At 61.2% G+C, this 12,702-nt stretch carries 14 protein-coding genes, 1 other RNA gene and 1 riboswitch; of the genes, 11 read left to right on the top strand and 4 right to left on the bottom strand.

Annotation, left to right across the window (positions count from 1 at the left end):
• The first annotated feature begins 16 nt into the window (after nucleotides 1–16).
• Together sspA and C3F36_RS08150 are read left to right on the top strand one after the other, a co-directional pair.
• On the top strand, nucleotides 17–646 hold the full coding sequence (sspA, locus tag C3F36_RS08155) for a stringent starvation protein SspA (RefSeq protein WP_039040485.1): 630 nt from the start codon (nucleotides 17–19) through the stop codon (nucleotides 644–646).
• Nucleotides 643–1,074, top strand: coding sequence for a ClpXP protease specificity-enhancing factor (locus C3F36_RS08150; protein WP_029314842.1), 432 nt, complete (start codon nucleotides 643–645; stop codon nucleotides 1,072–1,074). Before sspA ends, C3F36_RS08150 begins: the two co-directional genes overlap by 4 nt.
• 43 nt (nucleotides 1,075–1,117) lie before the next feature.
• Here the strand turns inward: C3F36_RS08150 and dolP are convergent, their stop codons facing one another.
• Genes dolP through C3F36_RS08130 form a run of 4 tightly spaced genes read right to left on the bottom strand, consistent with a single transcriptional unit; the run spans nucleotide 1,118 to nucleotide 4,404 of the window.
• Nucleotides 1,118–1,696, bottom strand: coding sequence for a division/outer membrane stress-associated lipid-binding lipoprotein (dolP, locus tag C3F36_RS08145; RefSeq protein WP_104454877.1), 579 nt, complete (start codon nucleotides 1,694–1,696; stop codon nucleotides 1,118–1,120).
• 4 nt (nucleotides 1,697–1,700) lie between these two features.
• Nucleotides 1,701–2,291: a D-sedoheptulose-7-phosphate isomerase gene (locus C3F36_RS08140; protein WP_010675848.1), complete on the bottom strand. Its 591-nt coding sequence runs from the start codon at nucleotides 2,289–2,291 to the stop codon at nucleotides 1,701–1,703.
• Between the two features lie 9 nt (nucleotides 2,292–2,300).
• Nucleotides 2,301–2,696, bottom strand: a complete 396-nt coding sequence (locus tag C3F36_RS08135; RefSeq protein WP_080770042.1) for a YraN family protein — start codon at nucleotides 2,694–2,696, stop codon at nucleotides 2,301–2,303.
• Nucleotides 2,614–4,404, bottom strand: a complete 1,791-nt coding sequence (locus tag C3F36_RS08130) for a penicillin-binding protein activator (protein WP_049637188.1) — start codon at nucleotides 4,402–4,404, stop codon at nucleotides 2,614–2,616. Before C3F36_RS08130 ends, C3F36_RS08135 begins: the two co-directional genes overlap by 83 nt.
• Before the next feature lie 199 nt (nucleotides 4,405–4,603).
• Here C3F36_RS08130 and rsmI point away from each other — a divergent pair, with 199 nt between their 5' ends.
• The 9 genes from rsmI (at nucleotide 4,604) to lfhA (ending at nucleotide 12,362) form a co-directional block, all read left to right on the top strand.
• The gene (gene rsmI, locus C3F36_RS08125) at nucleotides 4,604–5,437 is read left to right on the top strand and encodes a 16S rRNA (cytidine(1402)-2'-O)-methyltransferase (RefSeq protein WP_041211835.1); all 834 of its coding nucleotides are present in this window, start codon (nucleotides 4,604–4,606) and stop codon (nucleotides 5,435–5,437) included.
• Between the two features lie 62 nt (nucleotides 5,438–5,499).
• Nucleotides 5,500–5,886: RNase P RNA component class A (gene rnpB / locus C3F36_RS08120), an RNA gene on the top strand.
• Between the two features lie 219 nt (nucleotides 5,887–6,105).
• Nucleotides 6,106–6,981, top strand: coding sequence for a lateral flagellar motor switch protein LfiM (gene lfiM / locus C3F36_RS08115; RefSeq protein ID WP_199769678.1), 876 nt, complete (start codon nucleotides 6,106–6,108; stop codon nucleotides 6,979–6,981).
• A gap of 7 nt (nucleotides 6,982–6,988) precedes the next feature.
• Nucleotides 6,989–7,366, top strand: coding sequence for a lateral flagellar motor switch protein LfiN (gene lfiN, locus C3F36_RS08110; RefSeq protein ID WP_041211834.1), 378 nt, complete (start codon nucleotides 6,989–6,991; stop codon nucleotides 7,364–7,366).
• Nucleotides 7,366–8,100: a flagellar type III secretion system pore protein FliP gene (gene fliP, locus C3F36_RS08105; RefSeq protein ID WP_041211833.1), complete on the top strand. Its 735-nt coding sequence runs from the start codon at nucleotides 7,366–7,368 to the stop codon at nucleotides 8,098–8,100. Before lfiN ends, fliP begins: the two co-directional genes overlap by 1 nt.
• Nucleotide 8,101: 1 nt before the next feature.
• Nucleotides 8,102–8,371, top strand: coding sequence for a flagellar biosynthesis protein FliQ (fliQ, locus tag C3F36_RS08100; RefSeq protein ID WP_041211832.1), 270 nt, complete (start codon nucleotides 8,102–8,104; stop codon nucleotides 8,369–8,371).
• A complete protein-coding gene (gene lfiR / locus C3F36_RS08095) occupies nucleotides 8,368–9,150 on the top strand; it encodes a lateral flagellar biosynthetic protein LfiR (protein ID WP_104452187.1) in 783 nt (260 codons plus the stop codon). Before fliQ ends, lfiR begins: the two co-directional genes overlap by 4 nt.
• Complete coding sequence (gene flhB / locus C3F36_RS08090) at nucleotides 9,147–10,283, top strand: flagellar biosynthesis protein FlhB (RefSeq protein WP_104454876.1); 1,137 nt, start codon at nucleotides 9,147–9,149, stop codon at nucleotides 10,281–10,283. The genes lfiR and flhB overlap by 4 nt, the downstream gene beginning before the upstream one ends.
• Before the next feature lie 3 nt (nucleotides 10,284–10,286).
• Nucleotides 10,287–12,362: a lateral flagellar biosynthesis protein LfhA gene (lfhA, locus tag C3F36_RS08085; protein WP_104454875.1), complete on the top strand. Its 2,076-nt coding sequence runs from the start codon at nucleotides 10,287–10,289 to the stop codon at nucleotides 12,360–12,362.
• A 195-nt stretch (nucleotides 12,363–12,557) separates the two neighbouring features.
• A riboswitch (cyclic di-GMP riboswitch) is annotated at nucleotides 12,558–12,645 on the top strand.
• Nucleotides 12,646–12,702 lie beyond the last annotated feature (57 nt).

The following is a 12,702-nucleotide window of genomic DNA, read 5'->3' as shown; positions in this document are numbered from 1 at the left end:
ATGACGGGAGGGTTCAATGGCTGTAGCTGCCAATAAGCGTTCGGTAATGACGCTGTTTTCCGGTGCCAACGATATGTTCAGCCATCAGGTGCGTATTGTCCTGGCGGAGAAGGGTGTTAGCGTGGATATCTGCCAGGTTGATCCTGCCAACCTGCCGGACGAGCTGGCCGAGCTGAACCCGTACAACACTGTACCGACCCTGGTGGATCGCGAGCTGGCGTTGTACACCTCGCGCATCATCATGGAGTATCTGGACGAGCGTTTCCCGCATCCGCCCCTGATGCCGGTTTATCCGGTCGCGCGCGGCAACAGCCGTCTGATGATGCACCGCATCGAGCTGGACTGGTACTCTCTGGCCGACAAGATCATGGCGGGCACCGATACCGAAGCCGCCCGTGCCGAATTGCGTGACAACCTGCTGGCCATCGCCCCCATCTTCGGCGAGATGCCCTATTTCATGAGCGAAGAGTTCGGTCTGGTCGACTGCTACATGGCGCCGTTGCTGTGGCGTCTGCCGAGCCTGGGCATCGATTTCACCGGCCGTGGCGCCAAAGAGCTGAAGGCTTACATGGTTCGCCTGTTCGAGCGTGAATCCTTCCAGGCTTCCCTGACCGAGGCCGAGCGCGAGATCCGTGCCGGCGTATGAGCATGGAACCGACAATGACACCCAGTCGCCCGTATCTGCTGCGGGCGTTTTTTGACTGGTTGCTGGATAACGATCTGACTCCCCATCTTGTGGTCAATGCCAACATTCCCCATGTGATGGTACCGATGCAGTTCGTGCAGGATGGCCAGATTGTTCTGAACATCGCCCCCCGGGCCGTGGGCCAGTTCCACATGGACAATGACGCTGTCAGCTTCAGCGCCCGTTTCGGTGGCGTATCGCAGCAGGTCTATATCCCCATGGCGGCCGTACTGGCCATCCATGCCAGAGAGAACGGAGTGGGGACCCTGTTCCCGCCGGAGCCCGGGTATGACCTCTGGCTGGAACAGGCACAGACACCCACGTCGGTTGACCCCGAGCCGGAACCACCGCGCCCGAGCGGTCGCCCGACTCTGAAAGTCATCAAATAAAAAACGCAGCCTGAAGGCTGCGTTTTTTCATCCTGCCAGATGGTCAATTCTGGGCAAACTCGAAGGCTTTGATCACCTGCTTAACGCCGCTGACGTAGCGGGCGATTTCCACGGCTTGATCCCCTTCCTGGCGGGTGACCAACCCAATGAGGAACACCTCGCCATTCTCGGTGACAACCTTCACCTTGGCGCTATCGAAGTTCTTGGTGCCCAGCATGTCGGCCCGCACCTTGGAGGTGATCCAGGTGTCATTGCTGCGCACGCCGATACTGACTGGTTTGCCAAGGCGCAGCTCGTTGTAGACATGGCGAACCCCTTCAATCCGGCTCACGATTCTGCCCGCTTCCTGTTTGTAAGCGTCAGAGGGTGTCTGACCCACCAGCAGCACACGGCCGTTGTTGCTGTAGACACTGATCTTGCTGGCGGCGCTCAGGGGCTTGTTGTCGGCCAACAGGTTGGCGGCTTTCAGCTCTATGGTCTGATCGTCCCACTGGGCACCCAGGGTGCGGCGATCGCCGCTCGCCTTGGCGGTGCCAGCCGCGCCACCGACCACCACGGCAGCACAGCCTTGCAGCAGCAGGACGCCGGTCAGCAGGGCAAGAGCGAGAATAGGCTTCTTCATGGTTTCAGTCTTCCTGTTGCGGGAAAAGTGTCTGGTCGATGAGATCACAGAGACAGTGCAGGGTCAACAGGTTCACTTCCAGAATACGAGGACGGCGAGCGGAAGGAACGCGGATCTCCACGTCATTGGGGCCCAGCAGACCGGCGATCTCTCCCCCGTCTCCGCCACCGAGAACAATGATGGTCATGTCGCGGGAGAGGGCGGCCTCCGCAGCCTTGATGAGGCTGCGGCTGTTGCCTGTCGTGGTGATGACCACCAGTATGTCGCCTGGTTGTCCCAGAGCACGTATCTGTTTGGCATAGACCTCTTCGAAACCGTGATCCGTGGCGATGGCGCTGATGGTCGCCATGTCGGGCGTCAGGGCGAGACCGGGCAGGGAGGGGCGAGGAGTTTCATAGCAGTTCACCAGTTCGGAAATGAACAGCTGTGCCAATGCCGAGGAAGGACCATTGCCACATGCCATCACCTTGTGGCCATTGAGCAGGCAGATGGTCAGCATCTGGGCTGCCGTATGGATGGCATCCGGCAGTGCTTCGGCGGCAGCTATCTTGGTCTGGATGCTTTCGGTGTAATTCTCTTTGATGGGATCAGTCATGGGGTCCTCTTAAAACGCGTTCTGGATCCAGTCCGGCTGGTCGCCCTCGAACGCGATCACATCGAATCGACAGGCCTGGTTGGCCTCATTGATGGCATGTTGCTTGAAATAGTGGCGCGCGGCCAGCACGATCTTGTGCTGTTTGCGCCGGGTGACCGAGCTGGCTGCACCGCCATGGGTGGCGTTGGCGCGATATCTCACTTCAACGAACACCAGGGTCTCTCCCTGGCGCATGATGAGATCGATCTCGCCGCCACGGCAGCGGTAGTTGCGGGTCACGGGTTGCAGGCCGCGGGCCTGCAACCAGCGTTCCGCTATTTGCTCAAAGTGTTGTCCCTTGCTCGTCGCTGCCGACGGCAACAGGTTCAACCACTGCTGGTGAAGTTGTGTCAGTAGCCTCTTCATGAGTCGCATCCTCCAACTGGGGGGCGGCGCTGTCGCTGACCAGCTTGCCATTCTGGTAGGTGGCCCAGTCCAGCATGCGCACTATGTTGCCCTGGGGATCCACGCTCAGCTGGCCGCTCATGCCGGGTTGCTGCATGGCATTGACCTTGCGCATTTGCGGCAGGTTGCCTGCCAGGCTGACGGCATCGTAACCGAGGGCGAACAGGCGCAGCAGGTCGCCCTGGGTCTGGGGCCAGAGCAGGGCAATCTGTTCACGCTGCGTCTCGAAGCCACCCAGCAGCAGTGGCATGTCGGAGATATGCATACCGTTGAGCTCGGATGCTACCTCGGTCGTCCCGCCGTCGTATCCCCGCGAGCTGCTGTAGATGGGCAGGCTGCCCATGGGATTGACCGAGATGTCCACATAGGGCTTGATCATCCGGGTCTCCAGGCTGTTGGCCACCACATAGACGGCGTCGATGCTGCGCGGCGCAGCATCGGACAGCTGGACAATCTCCCCGGCTCGAGCGGTGGAACGGCCGCTCAGAGCGTTCTTGACCATGCCCTGCACTTCGTTGCGTGCCCCGAAGGTGGCAACTACGGGCTTCTCCTGGCTGACGCCGGCCCAGGCCTGTTCAAACGCCTTGATACTGCTGTAGCCAATCCGGCCTTGTGCCGCGATCAGCAGCGGCTTGCGATAGCCCTGACCATAGAGGTACTGGGCCGCCTGGCTCGCATCGGCAGCGGCGGAGAGCGAGAAATAGAAGGTGTTGTCGTTGACGATCGGCTTGTCCAGCTCGTTGAGCGCCAGCACCGGCACGGTCGGATTCGACTTGAGCAGCTCCTCCACCTGATCCTTGAGCAGGGGGCCGATGATCATGTTGGCCCCTTCCTGAATCGCCTGCTTGTAGAGATCCCCCATCGCCTTGCCCTGGGTATCGTAGAAGTTCAGGGTGAACTGGCTCTGATTTTCCTTGTAGGACATCAGCATGCCGTTGCGGATGGCGGCGCCCTGGGCTTCCAGGTTGCCGGAGAGCGGCAGGAAGACGGCGATCTGCTGCAGCGAACCGTTGTCCGTGATAGCGAGATCCCCAAGGCCGGCCGGCATGTCGCTCTGGGCCGGGTGGTTAGGGAAGCTCTGCTTCCAGCCGGCCAGCTGGCGGGCCAGCTGGCTCGGCTGTGCCCCGAATTCGTTCACCAGCGCAGCAAGACGCAGCCAGCCGGTGGTCACATCGGGAGCTGGCTCCTCTTCGAGCGCCTGCAGGGTGGAGGGTGTCATGCTTTTCAGCAGTGACCAGATCTGCTGGTGATTGGTGGCCAGCTCATTCTTGGCCAGATAAGGTTCCAGCAGGATCAGCGACTTGGCCGCACCAAACTTGTTGTTGATGTCGAGCTGCAGCACCACGCGCTGGCGGTACCAGTCCTTCTGGGTATCGGCATCCAGCACCACATCCGGCTTGCCTTCCAGCAGGATCAGCGCCTGGTTGGCGTTGCCCTGGGCGAGTAGCAGGTGTGCCTGCAGCAGTTGCAACTGCGCCTGCTGCACCGGGCTCTTCGCCTGCTTCTGCAACTGCTGATACAGGGCGGCAGCCGGTTTGGCCTGGCCGAGCGCCAGATAGCTGCGCGCCGCCATCATCTGCCACACGAAGGCCTCTGCCGGTTTGGCGGGATCCACCTGCTCCAGATACCACTGGGCATTCTTGGTCAGATCCGAGAAGGCTGACGGCATGCCGGGTTGTCCGGAAGATTGATTGGGCTCCGACGCACAGGCGGCGAGCAGGACTGCCGCGAGTAGGATGCCGAAGAGTCGTGATACACTTAGCTGCTTTATAACCCGGTTCAAGTTCATTCCCCGACCAGTGTTGAAATTCTCCATAGTGTAAACGGGCCAATATGGCGACACAATTGTCGGGACACTCGGAGCTCCCATGAGTGACATCCCAACCCTGTATATAGTCCCCACTCCGATCGGCAATCTGGCCGACATCACCCAGCGAGCACTGGACGTGCTGCGCAGCGTCGATCTGGTGGCCGCCGAGGATACCCGGCATACCGGGATCCTGCTCAGCCACTACCAGATCTCGGTACCGACCTTTGCTCTGCACGATCACAACGAGCAGCAAAAGGCGGATGTGCTGATCGCCCGCATCAAGGAGGGCAAGAGCGTGGCCCTGGTCTCCGATGCGGGGACGCCGCTCATCAGCGACCCCGGTTATCACCTGGTCACCCGTTGTCGTGAAGCCGGGGTCAAGGTGGTGCCGCTGCCCGGTCCCTGCGCTGCCATCACGGCGCTGTCCGCCGCCGGGCTGCCCACCGACCGCTTCGCCTTCGAGGGTTTCCTGCCGGCCAAGGCCAAGGGGCGGGATGATCGCCTGCAAGCCGTCATCGAAGACACCCGCTCTCTGGTGTTCTACGAATCGCCGCGCCGGGTGCAGGAGACGGTGGAAGCGATCGCTCGCATCCTTGGTGAGCGCCAGGTGGTGGTGTGCCGCGAGCTGACCAAGACCTTCGAGTCCATCCACGGTCTGCCCGCTTCCGAGATGCTGGCCTGGCTCGGAGAGGACGATAACCGTTGCCGCGGGGAGATCGTGCTGGTGGTCGCCGGTGCCAGCAAGGTGGATGACGAGTTGCCTGCGGAGGCGATCCGCACCCTGGGCCTGCTGGTCAGCGAGCTGCCCCTCAAGAAGGCTGCAGCCCTCACCGCCGAGATCCACGGGGTGAAGAAGAATGCCCTCTACAAATACGGTCTCGAGCACTATTAATTGCCGTAAACCGGAATTGACGGTTTACCCCGTCCGTCTCGCGAGGCTATAATCCGCGCCTCGGAGTTGGCTGGGCAATCGCTGCTTCGTCGTTGTGTCCCTCGGGACAGACGGGCGGAGGGGAGGAAAGTCCGGGCTTCACAGGGCAGGGTGCCAGGTAACGCCTGGGGGGCGCGAGCCTACGACCAGTGCAACAGAGAGCAGACCGCCGATGGCCCGCAAGGGATCAGGTAAGGGTGAAAGGGTGCGGTAAGAGCGCACCGCGCGACTGGCAACAGTTCGTGGCACGGTAAACTCCACCCGAAGCAAGACCAAATAGGCCCCTATTGGCGCGGCCCGCGCTGGGGGCGGGTAGGTTGCTTGAGCCAGCGAGCGATTGCTGGCCTAGAGGAATGATTGCTACCCGGGGCAACCCGGTACAGAACCCGGCTTACAGGCCGACTCCGACCTCTTTCTGGTAAGTGATTACCTCGAAATCCCGGCACCTTTTGGTGCCGGGATTTTTATTTTCGGCTGGTCACGCGGTCGCGTGGCGCCTTTTGGGGTTTTGTAATAAAGTTCTCGCCCCTTTCGGTCGCTCTGTGTCGTCTGGGCTATCGGTATCGATCATGGAGCCGGCATGTCTCCATGCAGCAGGACGAGATGAAAATGGCAAAGGTGGATTTGTAATGTCATCAAGCGGCGTAATGCACACCCCTTCCCGGTTGATCTGTGCCGAGCGGGGCAGAGCCCTGCCTCAATATGACTTGCTGGGGGTCGAGAGGGCCAATCAGGCCCGTCTCAGGCAACTCAACACCCAACTGAGCGTCTTTTCCCAGCAGGCGTCGGGCTGCATGGCCCAGTTGTTCAATGTGGCGGATTGCGATCTGGGTTACCAGGACTTTTCTTCTGCGTTGCCGCAAGAGGAGGATGATCATCAGGTCTGGGTCGAAGCCCGTACTCCTCTGGATGCCCAGCGTGTCGCCTTTTTCTCCATCTCTCCTGCGGTCATCTATCGGCTTGCCGTGCTGTTTTTCGGCGGCACTCTGCAACACAAGGGGGCCACGGCACCCCATGGCAGGGGATTGACCGACACCGAACAGCGACTGCTGCTACGGCTGTGCCAGTATCAGGTGGAAATCTGGTCGACCTGTCAGGGTCAGGGAGACCTCTCATGGCAGCTGAATCTGATCTCCCGGGAGGCCCTGCCCGCAGGCCCGCTCTGGAAGGCGCAGGCCAGTATGCTGGCCGGTGGCAACCAGCACGATTGGCAGTTCTGGCTGGCGCCCCCCGAAGAGGCGCCCGGTATCGCTGAAGGTCAGCGTGTGCAGGTGGCGCAACTGGAAGAGGCGCTGATCCAGGTGCCGGTGCGGCTGCGGGTAGTCATGGGGCAGATGTCCATGACGCTGGCGGATCTCGAATGCCTCAAGGTGGGAGATGTGCTCTCGCTGGATTTACCCGAGGTGGTGCCGGCCCTGATCGGCCAGCGCCCCTGTTTCAATGGACGCATTGCCGAACATAAAGGCAGCCTGGTGTACCAGGTCGCAACAGTGGTAGAGGAGTAGTCGAATCGTGAACGAGCACAACATGAATGACCCGCTGGATCTGGATGGCCTGGATCAGCTGTTTGGGGACGACATCAGCATGCCGAGTGCGGCCGACTACATGGCGCCGACCAGCAGTACCAAGCAGCGGGATCTCTCCTTCTTTCACCACATTCCGGTCAAGGTGACGCTGGAAGTGGCCAGCACCGAGGTGGCGCTGGGCGAGCTGATGAAGGTGGAAGAGGGGGCCGTCATCGAGCTGGACAAGCTGGCGGGCGAGCCGCTGGATGTCCGCGTCAACGGGCGCCTGCTGGCCAGGGGCGAGGTGGTGGTGGTCAACGGCAAATACGGGCTGCGGCTGGTGGACGTCGTGGACACCAAATTGCTGGGCGGCATGAACGACTGATGCGTTATCTGCTGGTTGCCCTGCTCCTGCTGGCGTTGCCGAGCTGGGGCGCGGACATGACGCTGTTCTCGGTATCGCCGAGCGAAGCAGGGGGAGAGGACTACAGCGTCAAGCTGCAGATCCTCTTCTTCATGACCCTGCTGGGTCTGCTGCCGACCCTGCTGCTGATGATGACCAGTTTTACCCGGATCATCATAGTGCTGGCCATCCTGCGTCAGGCCCTGGGATTGCAGCAAAGCCCGCCCAACCGGGTGCTGATCGGCATCAGCCTGATCCTGACCCTGGTGATCATGAGGCCGGTCTGGACCGAGATGTACCAGAACGCCTTCGTGCCATACGACCAGAACGAAATCACGTTGACGGAAGGGCTGGCCCGCGCCGAAAAACCGCTGCGCCAATTCATGCTGGCCCAGACCCGGGAGCCGGATCTCGAGCAGATGCTGCGCATCTCCGGAGAGCCGACCACCCTCGCCAAGAGCGAGGTGCCGTTCGGCGTGCTGTTGCCGGCCTTCGTGCTGAGCGAGCTGAACACCGCCTTCCAGATAGGTTTCATGCTGTTCATCCCCTTTCTGGTCATCGATCTGGTGGTCGCCAGCGTGTTGATGGCCATGGGGATGATGATGCTCTCCCCTCTCATCATCTCGCTGCCATTCAAGTTGATGGTCTTCGTGCTGGTGGATGGCTGGTCCATGACGGTCGGTACCCTGGCGGCCAGTTTCGGCGGGGGAGGCTGACGTGACCCCCGAGCAGAGTGTGGCCCTGGTGGGCGGGGCCGTAAACCTGGTGGTCATCATGGTCTCGGTGCTGATCGTGCCCGGTCTCATCGTCGGGCTGGTGGTCAGCATCTTCCAGGCAGCGACCCAGATCCAGGAACAGACACTGAGCTTCCTGCCCCGTTTCATCGTGACCCTGCTGACCCTCATCTTCACGGGAAACTGGCTGCTGTCGCAGATCACCACCCTGTTCGCCGACCTGTTCCAGAAGATCCCCGGGCTTATCGGATGAACTCCCTGCTGTCGTTCAGTGCGGCCGAGCTGACCGCCTGGCTGGGACAGTGGTGGTGGCCCTTCATTCGCATCGCGGCCGCCTTCTGGGTGATGCCGGTATTCGGTGACGGCCGGGTGCCTGCACAGGTTCGCATCCTGCTGGCCTTCGTCATCAGTCTGCTGATCGCCCCCATGATGAAAGGCATGCCGGCGCTGGATCCCCTCAGTGCCGGCATGATGGTGCTGACCCTGGAGCAGTTGCTGTTCGGTCTGCTGTTCGGGCTCTGCATACAGATGCTGTTCATGGTGATGACCATGGCGGGGCAGATCCTCTCCATGCAGATGGGGTTGGGGATGGCGGTGATGAACGATCCTTCCAACGGAGACACGGCGCCCATCGTCAGCCAGATCATGCTGGTCTTCTGCTCCCTGTTGTTCCTCGGTCTGAACGGCCATCTGGTGACTTTGGACGTCCTGGTGCAGAGCCTGCGCACCTGGCCGCCGGGAACCTCGCTCTACGTCCTCGATCTGAAGGGGGTCATCGGCCTGTTTGGCTGGAGCATCGGAGCTGCCCTCATCCTGACCCTGCCTGCCGTGGTGGCCATGCTGATGGTGAACCTCACCTTCGGGGTGCTCAATCGCACGGCCCCTTCCCTGAACATCTTCTCTCTGGGCTTCCCCATGACGTTGCTGCTGGGGCTGCTCACCATGGCCATCTCCATCAGCGGTGTCCCGGCCCGCTATCTGGATCTGGTCGGTTACGTGCTGACCCAGCTCAGGGCATTGACGCCGACATGAGCCAGCACAGCGCCCAGGACAAAACCGAAGAGGCCTCTTCCCAGAAACGGCGCAAGGCGCGGGAAGAGGGCCAGATTGCACGCTCCAGGGAGTTGAGCTCGGCCGGCCTGCTGCTCGTCGGCGGTCTGGTCATGCAGTGGATGGTGCCGAGTTTCGGGCTCTTCTTTGCCGAGCTGATGAAGCAGCCCCAGCGTTTCAACTGGCAGGGGGCACGGGATCCCCAGATGATGATCCAGTGGACCGCGGACGCCCTGATCGGGATGCTGTGGGTGCTGCTGCCTCTGTTCGGCGTGCTGGCCCTGCTGCTGGTGCTGCTCAGTAGTGTGCCTGGCGGCATGGTGCTGGTCTGGAAGAAGCTGATACCAAGCGGGGAGAAGCTCAACCCGCTCAAGGGGCTCAAGCGGATGTTCTCCACCCACAGTCTGATGGAACTTCTGAAATCCCTGCTCAAGGTGCTGCTGATCGGCGGCACCCTGGCCATGATGCTCCAGCACCAGTGGCCCACCCTGATGATGATGAACCGCATGCCGCCCCAAGCGGCCATGGAACAGGCGCTGCGGATCCTCTCCCAGGCATTCATCTTGCTAGGCAGTGTGCAGATGCTCATCGCGGTGCTGGATGTGCCCTACCAGCGCTGGTCCTTGAACAAGCAGTTGAAGATGACCAAGCAGGAGGTCAAGGACGAGCACAAGAACAGCGAGGGACGTCCGGAGATCAAGGCGAGGATCCGCCAGGTGCAGGGGATGCTGGCCAGGGCCCGCATCGAACAGCGTGTGCCCCAGGCCGATGTCATCATAGTGAACCCGACCCATTATGCGGTGGCCATCAAGTACGATCCCGAGCGGGCCAACGCCCCCTATGTGATTGCCAAAGGGGTGGACGGCATGGCGGAGCGGATCCGCGAGGTGGCCAAAGCCCATGACAAGCGGGTGATGAGCCTGCCCGAGCTGACCCGGGCCATCTACTACTCCACCCGGGTGGATCAGGAAGTGCCGGCGGGTCTGTACACCGCGGTCGCCTATGTATTGAACCATGTATTGCAGCTACGGGCCTATGAGGCAGGCAAGGGCAGGAAACCCAATCCCCTTGCCCCCCTGCACGTGCCGCCCGAATTACGTCAACCTGAGAGGTAAGTTGTGAACTGGCGTGTCTTTACCCAATCCTATACAGCCATCCCCATGATGCTGCTGGCCATCCTGGCGATGATGATACTGCCTCTGCCGGGCTGGCTGCTGGATGCCCTGTTCACCTTCAACATCGTGCTGGCGGTGCTGGTGCTGCTGGTCTCCGTCTCGGCCCGCCGGCCCCTCGACTTCTCCGTCTTCCCGACCGTGCTGCTGGTGGCGACCCTGATGCGCCTCTCCCTCAACGTCGCCTCCACCCGGGTGGTGCTGCTGCACGGCCATGAGGGCAACGAAGCGGCCGGCAAGGTGATCCAGGCCTTCGGCGAAGTGGTCATCGGTGGCAACTACGTGGTGGGTCTGGTGGTCTTCGTCATTCTGATGATCATCAACTTCGTGGTGATCACCAAGGGGGGCGAGCGGATCTCGGAAGTGTCCGCCCGCTTCACCCTGGACGCCATGCCGGGAAAGCAGATGGCCATCGACGCCGACCTCAATGCGGGGACCCTGGATCAGCACCAGGCACGGGCAAGGCGGGAGGAGATCGCCAGGGAAGCGGACTTCTACGGGGCTATGGACGGGGCCTCCAAGTTCGTGCGTGGTGACGCCATCGCCGGTCTGCTGGTGCTCATCATCAACCTGGTGGGGGGCCTGGCCATCGGCATCTTCCAGCACTCGCTGCCGGTTTCCGATGCCTTCCGCATCTATGCCCTGCTCACCATAGGTGACGGTCTGGTCGCCCAGATTCCCTCCCTGCTGATGTCCACGGCGGCAGCCATCATCGTCACCCGCGTGAGTGACGAAGGGGAGATGTCGGATCAGGTTGGCCAGCAGATCCTGGCCTCTCCTCGGGTGATCTACACGGCGGCGACCGTCATGCTGATCCTGGGGCTGGTTCCCGGCATGCCCATGCTGGCCTTCCTCAGCTTTGCGGCCGTGCTGGCCTGGACCGGCTGGAGCGTCAGCAAGCGCCGGGTGCAGGATCCCGCGCTGGATGCGGCCGAGGCGCTGACGCGCCAGATGGTGCAGCCGGAGCCCCAGGGACTGGAGTGGCAGGATCTGCCCCCGGTGGATGCGGTCGCCATCGAACTGGGTTATCGCCTGGTACCACTGGCGGAGGCGGACAAGGGGGCCGAGCTGCTGGCCCGGGTGCGCGGTATTCGCAAGACACTCTCCGAGCAGTACGGCTTCCTGCTGCCCGAGATCCGGGTGAGGGACAACCTGCAATTGCAGCCGGACCAGTACCGCATCAAGCTCTCCGGCATCCCTTTGGCCTCGGGCAATGTGGATTGCCAGCGGTTGATGGCCATCAGCAGCGGTGAGACCTATGGCGCCCTGGATGGCGAGCTGACACAGGATCCTGCCTATGGCATGAGTGCGGTCTGGATTTCGCCGGACAACAAGGCCAAGGCCCTCAATCTGGGCTACTCGGTGGTGGATTCCGCCACCGTCATCGCGACTCACGCCAGCAAGCTGCTCAGGGAGCAGCTCGACGGCCTGTTTGGTCATGACGAGGTGGGCAAGCTGGGTCAGCATCTGGCGACTCAGTCCCCCCGTCTTGCGGAAGAGCTCAATCTGGCCCTGACCCAGATGCAGCAGCTGCGGGTCTTCCGCCAGTTGCTCAAGGAGCAGATCAGCCTCACCGATATCCGCACCATCGCCACCACCTTGCTGGATGCGAGCGAGCTGACCAAGGATCCCGTCCTGTTGGCGTCCGATGTGCGCTGCGCACTGAAGCGCCAGATCGTCAGACAGGCGATAGGGTCCCGCGACGTGCTGGCGGCCTTCACCCTGGATGACCGGCTGGAGCAGACCCTGCTGACGGCCATGAGCCAGTCACAGCAGCAGGGCAAGATCCAGTTGGACAGCTTCCCGGTCGATCCCCAGTTGCTGGCGCAGTTGCAGCAGAACATGCCGCTGGTGAAGGAGCAACTGCAGCAACAGGGATATGCGCCCGTGCTGGTGGTCATGCCCCAGCTCAGGCCTCTGATCGCCCGTTATGCCCGCTCCTTCTCGAAAGGGCTCAAAGTACTCTCTTATAACGAGATTCCGGAAGAATTGCGGGTCGAGGTGATTGGGACCCTGGGCTGAAGTTGAATTGCCTTGGCCCTCTGCCGGCAGGAAGAGGCTATTCCGCATATCTGCTTGAATTGTCATATAAAGCCGTTATGATGTGACGGCTTTTGACGCGACACAGACTGACAGTGAAAAATTAAAATAGAAACAGTCAGATGTGTCTCATGGCTTGAAGGATCACAAAGCCATGCCATCCAAATACGGGTCGTCGCATGATAAAGGCAAACTGAACTGAAAAGTCAGGACGCAAAGCCTCCGGTCTAACAGCATTGATGCTAATGATAGCGGGGTTACCAAGGCCATGATTCCCGCCTTGTTTTTATACCAATACAGGGTAAACGCTCAATAAGAAGCG

It is taken from the genome of Aeromonas sp. ASNIH2 (genome assembly GCF_002934795.1).
GTDB lineage: Bacteria > Pseudomonadota > Gammaproteobacteria > Enterobacterales > Aeromonadaceae > Aeromonas > Aeromonas caviae.
The sequence above is the reverse complement of the archived record's forward strand: the minus strand, read 5'-3'. Positions and strand labels throughout refer to the sequence as shown.

What these genes read in the sequence shown, in the direction of transcription:
- sspA (WP_039040485.1), top strand. Translation starts at nt 17, where the DNA reads ATGGCTGTAGCTGCCAATAAGCGTTCGGTAATGACGCTGTTTTCCGGT.
- C3F36_RS08150 (WP_029314842.1), top strand. Translation starts at nt 643, where the DNA reads ATGAGCATGGAACCGACAATGACACCCAGTCGCCCGTATCTGCTGCGG.
- dolP (WP_104454877.1), bottom strand. Translation starts at nt 1,696, where the DNA reads ATGAAGAAGCCTATTCTCGCTCTTGCCCTGCTGACCGGCGTCCTGCTG.
- C3F36_RS08140 (WP_010675848.1), bottom strand. Translation starts at nt 2,291, where the DNA reads ATGACTGATCCCATCAAAGAGAATTACACCGAAAGCATCCAGACCAAG.
- C3F36_RS08135 (WP_080770042.1), bottom strand. Translation starts at nt 2,696, where the DNA reads ATGAAGAGGCTACTGACACAACTTCACCAGCAGTGGTTGAACCTGTTG.
- C3F36_RS08130 (WP_049637188.1), bottom strand. Translation starts at nt 4,404, where the DNA reads ATGCCGTCAGCCTTCTCGGATCTGACCAAGAATGCCCAGTGGTATCTG.
- rsmI (WP_041211835.1), top strand. Translation starts at nt 4,604, where the DNA reads ATGAGTGACATCCCAACCCTGTATATAGTCCCCACTCCGATCGGCAAT.
- lfiM (WP_199769678.1), top strand. Translation starts at nt 6,106, where the DNA reads ATGTCATCAAGCGGCGTAATGCACACCCCTTCCCGGTTGATCTGTGCC.
- fliP (WP_041211833.1), top strand. Translation starts at nt 7,366, where the DNA reads ATGCGTTATCTGCTGGTTGCCCTGCTCCTGCTGGCGTTGCCGAGCTGG.
- lfiR (WP_104452187.1), top strand. Translation starts at nt 8,368, where the DNA reads ATGAACTCCCTGCTGTCGTTCAGTGCGGCCGAGCTGACCGCCTGGCTG.
- flhB (WP_104454876.1), top strand. Translation starts at nt 9,147, where the DNA reads ATGAGCCAGCACAGCGCCCAGGACAAAACCGAAGAGGCCTCTTCCCAG.